Origin of the sequence: Edaphobacter aggregans DSM 19364 (assembly GCF_000745965.1) — a bacterium.
GTDB lineage: Bacteria > Acidobacteriota > Terriglobia > Terriglobales > Acidobacteriaceae > Edaphobacter > Edaphobacter aggregans.
The window spans coordinates 1-1,065 of record NZ_JQKI01000353.1 but is presented as its reverse complement, the minus strand read 5'-3'; the positions used below and the strand labels follow the sequence as shown (position 1 = coordinate 1,065).

The following is a 1,065-nucleotide window of genomic DNA, read 5'->3' as shown; positions in this document are numbered from 1 at the left end:
AAGGTGAGCTGGATAGTAGACGCCGACGTTCGATCATTCTTGGATCCATCTTCATACTGCCCCCAGACTCATGAAGTAGTTGCAAATAGCATGGGCTGATCGTCTACAACTCTGATTCGCAAGCCTTTGCGTCGTCCGCTTGTAACAAGGATGGCTCGTAGTTCGCCGCCCTTTACACGCTGCAACACCGTCTGTCGCGAGACGCCGAGTTTCATGGAAGCTTCCAGCATCGGCAGGTATTCCGGCGGGGCCTGCTCCACGATTCGCGCTCGCAGTTCTTCGGTGATGCGGATTTGCCACGGCGCGCCGGGAGTAACCTGTTCACCAGCGATGAAGCCTTCGGCCAGCCAACGATGGATGGTGGAAGTGTTCATGCCCAGGATCTGCGCGGCCTTGCGGATAGGGACGACTTCTCCCACGAGAGGCTGCGCTGGTGGCTGGAAACGCGGGATGCCGCGATAACGTCGCAGACTGCCGACCTGATTGGCGGTGAAGCGTTCCCCGGTCGCAGTCTTGTGGCCCTGGCGATTCAGGATGCCTGCGATGACTTCGTCGGGATAGAGAGCTGCCAGGCGGGGTAACAACGAGATCGTGTCTTCGCTGGTGCGCAGACCGCGTGGCTGGGAGCGCGGCAGAGGAAGATCGATTTCGGTAAGCTCGCCACCCCGCCAGCGCAGCGTCAGATGGGCCCGATGTTCGGGGCGATCGACAGCCACGATCACCTCTTCCAGCAGCGTGCGCAAAAGCTCCTTGCGATCGCGATCGGTGGTGGTGGGCGCGGTCCAGACTTTGCGCAGATCGGAACCGAGAGCACGGATCCTGGTTTTCTCCTCAGGACTGAGTGTGCGAGGATGCTGTTGCTGCCGGCGCTCGAGCTCTGCCTCGGCCGCTGCGAGATCACGCAGCCGTTTCTCCCATTCGGTTTCCAACCCTCGCGCCACCAGCCTGTTTTCCGGTTCTACCGCGCGACACTGGCGTTCGGCACGTTCGGCCTCATAGCGCGCACGTTCTACCGCCAGGCGCCATTGCCCGAGTGCGGCATCGTGATCCGCTTCCAGTTGCCGC

At 61.3% G+C, this 1,065-nt stretch carries 1 protein-coding gene; it reads right to left on the bottom strand.

All coding sequences use genetic code 11. The features are described 5' to 3' along the window. Positions 1-68 precede the first annotated feature (68 nt). Positions 69-1,065: hypothetical protein (locus tag Q363_RS42535; protein WP_035358814.1), on the bottom strand; the 997-nt coding region annotated here is incomplete at its 5' end.